Genomic DNA, 7,700 nt, shown 5'->3' with positions numbered 1-7,700 from the left:
GGCTGTATCGTTAAAGTAATACTACTAGTCTGTGGATTAACACAACTTGGTGTACCTGAACTCGCTACACTTACAATATTTACTGTCGTGTTAGCCGTATAAGTTCCGGTTAATGTAGCTGCGCCTGCTGCACTTAATACTATAGTTTGATTCGCGCCACCATCAATATTATAAGTAACTGTAGCATTTGGTGTACCTGTAAAAGTGAAAGTGGCACTATCTCCCGAACAAACTGTTGTTGGCGTCACACTTACACTTGCTGTTGGTAATGGTAAAACAGTTAAAATAACACTGCTTGGTTGTGGGTTAACACAACTTGGCGTGCCTGCACTTGCTACACTTACGATATTAATAGTAGTGTTTGCAGTGTAAGTTCCTGTTAGCGTTGCTGTACCTGATACGTCTAAAACAACAGTTTGATTCGCTCCGCCATTGATATTATAAGTTACTGTAGCATTTGGTGTACCTGTAAAAATAAAAGTAGCACTATCATTGGCACAGATGGTTGTTGGACTTACTGTTACACTTGCCGTTGGTAATGGCAATACGGTTAAAGTAATACTGCTCGGCTGTGGATTAACACAACTCGGAGTGCCTGAACTTGCTACACTTACAATGTTTATTGTAGTATCAGCAGTATAAGTTCCGGTGATAGTAGCTGTGCCGCCTGCGTTTAAGCTAACCGTTTGATTCGCACCACCATTGATGTTATAAGTAACAGTCGCATTTGGAGTACCTGTAAAAGTAAATGTTGCACTGTCACCAGAACAAGATGTTGTTGGATTTACAGCAACAGCAACAGATGGTAAATCTAATATTATAATGGTTACCGTCGATATATCGGGAGCACATAGTGCAGAGGAAACAGTATAAGTAAACACATATGGGCTACCAGCAAGTGTCATCGCGGAAACGTCTAAAGTACCTTGGAATCCATTTGTGGTAGCTATTGGCCCACTCCAGACACCAATATTATCGGGCGTTCCTCCTAAAAGATCAAACAAATCAAATGGAGCTGTTACAGAAATCTCATTGACACAAATACTTCTACTACCATCGTTTCCGGCATCATTTGGTTCATAAAGATTTACCAAAACTTCAAGCCTATCGACACTTTCACAAGGAGGATCAACAGTTGAAGCATAATAAAACTGCCCATTAATAAGAGGTGTAGATGGATCCAAAGGTATTCCAAAAGAGGAAGTTAAGTACCAATTATTATTTCCCGATGCCACTAAATCTCCAATAGTAGGCGGACTGCTAGGTATATTACAAAATTCTTGAACAGGATTTCCCGTTGGAGGTGGCACTAACCCAACATTAACAAAAACAGATAGCCTTGAAGTTTGACAACCGGTATCCGGATTAGTTTGACTTATATAATAAATAGTATTGTCATTTAAAATAACGGTAGGTGAAAGCGCAGTTCCTCCGGTAGGTGTCGTATACCATTGCAAATTATTTCCAAAAATAACAAATTGAGGATTTGAGGGTGTTGCCTGACTCAAACTGGTCACACAAACTCCTTGAAAGTTAGCGCCGGTCGGTGCCGAGTATATGGTAACCGTAACACTTTGTCTTGGACCACAGTTCCCTGTATTATCATCAGCAAAATAATCCTGACCATTAACTAAAACTGTAGAATTGGCTAATTGTGTATTTGAGGTAGCTGTCGCATACCATTTAATACCACCACCATTATCTGTAGCAACCAAACTGGCTACTGTAGGCGATTGTGTATCACAAAAAGATTGAGTAGTATCTGTGACCGTTGGACATTGAGAATAAACAAAACCATTCTGCCCAATTAGTGTTAATACTAAAACACAGTAAAAGAAATAATTTTTGGCGAGAGTAGTTATTCTCATAAGCAGTTCTATTTAATACATTTTGAAATCGTACAACATCACTCCTTTTCATATCAGGTGTCATAACCTCAACTAAAAACAGCTATATGAGACAAGAATTCAGCGCGTTGATTGAAGTAAAATCACCACTACTATATTACTTATAATTTTAGTGGCAAATTTTCACTTATTAAAATGTTATAAACAAAATAATCAACATTATCAACAACTTTTCAACACGCCAGATACCGTGCATATCATTGAATTAATGATGTTTATAAAAATAATCTGCAAAAAAAAAGAGTTATTAATATTTAAACCGATGGCTATAAAAATAAAAAATGTTAACAAGTTTACATCTTAAATGCAAACCTATTAACAATAAATTGTAAAATTAAAGTGGTTAAAAAACCGGTATATCTAATTCTTTTTTTGCTATGTAAAATTCAGAAATTACAGTGGCTATTATTTCTTCAACCGATTTAATTTCATGTATTATTCCGGCAATTTGACCAATTTCTAATTCGCCTTCAACCAAGTCTCCTTCAAACATACCACGCTTGGCTCTTGCTCTACCCAAAAAGGCTTTTAACTCCTCAGGTGTTGGACATTTAGCATATAATTCTAGTAGGTTATTGTAAAATTCATTTTTAATCAAACGAACCGGCGCCAATTCTTTTAAGGTCAATTGCGTATCGCCTTCTTTCACATTGATAATGGTTTGTTTAAAATTTTCATGGGCAGAACTTTCAAATGAAGCCGCAAAACGAGAACCCATTTGGACTCCATCGGCTCCTAATACCATGGCAGCCAGCATTCCTCTTCCCGAAGCAATGCCACCGGCAGCTATCAACGGAATTGAGATTTGCTCTTTGACCATTGGAATCAAAGTCAATGTAGTTGTTTCTTCTCTCCCATTATGACCACCGGCTTCAAAACCTTCAGCAACTACTGCATCAACACCCGCTTCTTGCGCTTTTAAGGCAAATTTGGAACTGCTGACCACATGAACTACTGTAATACCTCTTTCTTTTAAATAACCCGTCCAAGTTTTTGGATTACCGGCTGAAGTAAACACAATCTTCACTCCTTCTTCTATGATGATTTGTATGATTTCCTCAATATTAGGATACAACATCGGAACATTTACCCCAAAAGGTTTATCGGTTGCCGCTTTGCATTTTTGAATATGCTCTCTCAACACATCGGGATACATAGAACCGGCGCCAATTAAACCTAATCCACCGGCATTGCTGACAGCACTGGCTAACTTATAACCACTGTTCCAAATCATTCCGCCTTGAACAATAGGGTATTTTATATTAAAAAGTTGGGTGATTTTATTCATTTAAACAAATAATACTTGGGATTTAATTCTTGATAATCTTTCCGGATTGTACCAATGAGTTGCTTTTGATTTTATAATAATACATGCCGGAAGTCAAATGATCGAGAGAAAGTTGTTGATTAGAAATAATCTCTTGCTCTAAAATCATTTGGCCCAAATTATTATAAAGAGACATCTTTGCGACTTCAAATCCGTTCGGAAAAGACACAGTAACAAAATTATTAGCCGGATTAGGATAAACCAAAAACCTGCCCATAGTAGTATCGTTTACTGAAAGCGATGCGATAGTCAAGGCACTTTGAAAATCCGGTATTCCGAAACCAAACTGATTTGTAGGACTCATAAATCTATCCGCAGACTGCTTAACAAAATCAACAACTTGCTGGTTGGATGCCCAAGGAATTGCTTGCCAAAAACTGGTAACCGCGCCAGCCATAATCGGACACGAAAAAGATGTGCCGCTAGCCGTTACAATAGCTCCGGCTGTATTAGACAAAGTAGCACTTTGCCCTTTGGCCATAACATCGGGTTTCACTCTTCCGTCGAAACTAGGTCCGATAGAACTAAAAGTAGAATAAGTTTCGTCAAATTGTACTGACCCAACCGCCAAAACATTAGTGGCTTCCGCCGGAACACCAACATGCGGATTAATAGAGTTTCCTGTATTTCCTGCACTGGCAATCACAATCATTCCTTTACTGAATGCAATATTAGCGCCTTGAGAGGCAAAAGCAGTATTACCGGTCATATCAGCATAAGTATAACTGTAATTCGGATTGTCATAACCATAATACCCTAACGAGGTAGCAATCACATCAACCCCAAGTCGATCAGCTTCCTCTGCCGCTTGAACCCAATAGCTTTCTTCTACAGGATTTTCCGCTGCTATATCTTCGGTAATGAATAAATAATATTGTGCATCGGGAGCTGTTCCCACCAATTGTCCGTCGACAAAACCTGCCATACAAGACAAAGTCATGGTTCCGTGATTGTGGGTTGAAAAAACATCGGTGTTTCCACCAACATAGTTATATCCGCCCAAATACAATCCATTAGTAAACATTCTATTGAATGGAATAATCGTATTGACTGCTGAAAAACCGGAATCAAGCACGGCTATTATTTTTCCGGAACCGGTATAATCTTGTTCGTGCAACAAATGAAGATTCAACATTTGTACTTGATTGGCTGAATTTCCGTAGGCAAAAGTGGTCTGAACATCCATTTGCTTATCTACCGGAACAACTGTATTTGGTCTAATCATTCTGGAATTAAGGGAACGATTTGCATATCTAATGTGATCTACAAAAGACAACGCAGTTAAAGCCTGAATATCGGCTAAACTACCGCGTATGTGAAGACAATTAAGCCATTTTGATTGGGCTTTCACTTGGATTCCTTGAGCAGCAGTTATTTGATTTATATAAGATTGTTCTATCGGTGCGTCATTTATAGTCAATGGAATTCCATGAGCAGCTCTTCTGTCTAAAGCTCTTTGGGTTAGTATGGATAAAGGATTGTTTAAAAATGCCTCTGCATTTGGTTTGTCATTAAAATAAACCCACGCGTCTTCCTGAGAATAGCCTAACATACTTCCCCAAAAAAAGGCAATAAGCAATAACTTTTTCATAGCACTTTACTTTCTAAAGCGCTAATTTATGAAATTACTCCTGAACCAACTAATTCATCATCGATATTCCAAGCTACAAACTGTCCTTCAGTGATGGCAGATTGTGGTTCTTCGAAAGAAACATACAAACCGCTTTCAAATTGGTACAAAGTTGCTTTTTGTAAAGCCTGGCGGTAACGGATTCGGGCCATCACTTCCATGGTTTCTCCGTTTTCAAGTGCTAAATCTTCTCGTATCCAATGAATTTCTGAAGGCTGAACTCGTAATGCTTTTTTGAATAAGCCCGGATGATTAACCCCTTGACCGGTATAAATTGCGTTGGTTTTTACATCGGTAGCAATAATAAATAGCGCTTCTTTGGTACCGCCAACATTCAACCCTTTTCTTTGACCAATGGTAAAATAATGGGCGCCTTGATGTTTGCCCACAACTTTACCATTTTCGGAAGTATAGGAAATGCCTTTAGCTTCAAATGCTAATTGGTCTTCAAACGAGTTGAATTTTGGAACTTCTTGATTGTAAATTTTATCATCGGCTTCTATTTCATAGATCAAACCTTCTTTGGGTTGTAATTGTTGTTGTAAAAATTCGGGCAAACGAACTTTACCAATAAAACAAAGTCCTTGCGAATCTTTCTTTTCAGCGGTAACCAAATCCAAATGCATGGCTATTTCACGCACCTCCGGTTTAGTCAATTCACCAATAGGAAATAATGATTTGGCCAATTGTTCTTGAGATAACTGACAAAGGAAATAAGATTGGTCTTTATTACCATCTTTACCGGCTAAGAGTTGGTAAATCGGTTTTCCGTTTACCTCGATTTCACCTTTTCGACAATAATGTCCGGTCGCTACATAATCGGCACCCAGACTTAAAGCGATTTTCATAAAAACATCAAACTTGATTTCGCGATTGCACAATACATCAGGATTTGGAGTGCGACCTTGTTCGTATTCGTGAAACATGTAGTCAACGATTTTTTCCTTGTATTGCTCGCTTAAATCAACGGTTTGGAAAGGAATTCCTAATTTTTCAGCCACGAGTAATGCATCGTTACTGTCTTCAAGCCATGGACATTCATTGGAAATGGTTACTGAGTCATCGTGCCAATTCTTCATAAAAAGACCAATGACCTCATAGCCTTGTTCTTTTAATAAGTAAGCAGCAACACTCGAATCAACACCACCGGAAAGCCCAACAACAACTCGTTTCATACAAAAAAATTTGTGGCAAAGTTACCGCAAATTCTGTAAATTTTCACATTCTGACATCAGTTAAAACAATTCAGCCGTAAGCAAAACTTATTTACCTCCCGATTTTCCTTTTGATGTCTTCATCTAGGTTTGTGTTAGGCTTTTCTTCGTCTTTAACCTCCACTTTTACATCAGACTGTTTAGGCATTTTTGGTCTTTTGAAGTTTTTATTTTGGTAATTCATATTGACCTCTTTTATCTTTCCTTTTTCGAGCATTTTCCAGATGCCTACTTTCTTTCCGTTTTTAAAAGAACCTTGACCTGACACTTTATTGGTAGCATCTCTGTAAATAGCAGGACCATCTAATTGATCATTCTTGTAATTACTCTCTTCCATTACCACATCATTCTCGGCGTAACTTTTGTATGGGCCATCTTTGACACCGTTTTTATATGTTGTCTCTTCGGCAATCTTTCCGCTATTGTAAAATACTTTTCTAACACCGTTAAGTTTGCCATTGACATAAAACTCTAAAGTCATAATTATAGGAGAATTTAGATGATAGTACTTCCATTCTCCTTCGAATTGCTTGTTAACTAATCTGCCTTCACTTACTTTATTGTTCTTTTGATTGTAGAAAATGGTATAACATGAATTGTCATTGGTACTAAAATCTCTTGTAGCAATTACAGTCCCTACTTTGGTATCATCAAAAAATTTGAATACCCCAACTTCTTTTCCATGCTCAAAAGTGCCTTCATATCTTGGTCGCTTTGACTCTTCGTAAATGCCTTTCCAAAGACCGTGTTTTTTGCCATTCTCATCTAACTTGTTAAAGTCTTGTGCGAAAACAAGAACAGTATTCAATAAAAAAATAAATATATATTTCATAGGAAAGGCTGTTAACTAGATGTAAAAACGAAGTACAAATTTAAAGTTATTATGAAAACGAAATATATATATTTTTAGTATAGTATCAATTGTTAAAATTATTCTAAAATTTTACACTCATTTTGTTTAACGTTTTCAGCTTTAAAATAACAGCCCTAAATCAAAAAATTGCCTATAAAACCTATAAAGCAATGTTTTACTGATAATTACAACAGTTGAACGAAACTGTTAAAATATTTATAAAATTTATTTTGTTTATCATTTTCTGTTAATTGTTAAACAAAATTAATTAATTTAGCCGAAACATTTAAACAAAATAACTATGAAAAATCTAACTAAATTATTAAGCATTGTCCTAATGTCTGCTTTTGTCTTCTCTTGTAGTGATGACGATGACAACAATTCAAATCAACCTCAAACTATTGCAGAGATTGCTTCTGCAAATGCCAATCTAAGTATTTTGGTACAAGCACTTGATAGAGCAGGTCTTGTATCTACATTCGATAGTCCGGGCGATTTTACAGTATTTGCTCCAACCAACGACAAATTTGAAGCATTCTTAGATGCCAATGGTTTTGCTGACATTAACGCCGTACCACTGCCTCTATTGACAGAAGTTTTAAAAAACCATGTAGTTTCAGGTTCATTTTACAGTAACGAGTTGGCAATAGGTTATGTAAAAACATTAGCCAAAGGAAGTGCTTCAACTACCAACACATTGAGCATGTACATTGAAGTAGGTTCAACAGTAAAATTAAACGGTGGTGCAACCAATGGTGGTGCAACTGTA

At 37.0% G+C, this 7,700-nt stretch carries 5 protein-coding genes and 1 pseudogene; 1 reads left to right on the top strand and 5 read right to left on the bottom strand.

Annotation, left to right across the window (positions count from 1 at the left end; genetic code table 11):
• From ACK4HO_RS12490 to ACK4HO_RS12470, 5 genes and pseudogenes are all read right to left on the bottom strand, one after another.
• Positions 1-1,868: pseudogene (locus ACK4HO_RS12490) on the bottom strand (hypothetical protein); the annotation flags it as partial.
• Positions 1,869-2,250: 382 nt separating this feature from the next.
• A complete protein-coding gene (locus ACK4HO_RS12485) occupies positions 2,251-3,195 on the bottom strand; it encodes an NAD(P)H-dependent flavin oxidoreductase (protein ID WP_409666284.1) in 945 nt (314 codons plus the stop codon).
• Positions 3,196-3,217: 22 nt separating this feature from the next.
• Positions 3,218-4,825 (bottom strand): S8 family serine peptidase, encoded by a 1,608-nt coding sequence (locus ACK4HO_RS12480; RefSeq protein ID WP_409666282.1) that lies wholly within the window; start codon positions 4,823-4,825, stop codon positions 3,218-3,220.
• A 26-nt stretch (positions 4,826-4,851) separates the two neighbouring features.
• On the bottom strand, positions 4,852-6,039 hold the full coding sequence (gene mnmA / locus ACK4HO_RS12475) for a tRNA 2-thiouridine(34) synthase MnmA (protein WP_409666280.1): 1,188 nt from the start codon (positions 6,037-6,039) through the stop codon (positions 4,852-4,854).
• 91 nt (positions 6,040-6,130) lie between these two features.
• Complete coding sequence (locus tag ACK4HO_RS12470) at positions 6,131-6,910, bottom strand: toxin-antitoxin system YwqK family antitoxin (RefSeq protein ID WP_409666278.1); 780 nt, start codon at positions 6,908-6,910, stop codon at positions 6,131-6,133.
• A gap of 322 nt (positions 6,911-7,232) precedes the next feature.
• Here ACK4HO_RS12470 and ACK4HO_RS12465 point away from each other — a divergent pair.
• A partial coding sequence (locus ACK4HO_RS12465; RefSeq protein ID WP_409666276.1) for a fasciclin domain-containing protein occupies positions 7,233-7,700 on the top strand: 468 nt, incomplete at its 3' end.

Source organism: Flavobacterium sp. (genome assembly GCF_046296355.1).
GTDB lineage: Bacteria > Bacteroidota > Bacteroidia > Flavobacteriales > Flavobacteriaceae > Flavobacterium.
This window is presented reverse-complemented; position numbering and strand designations above follow the sequence as displayed.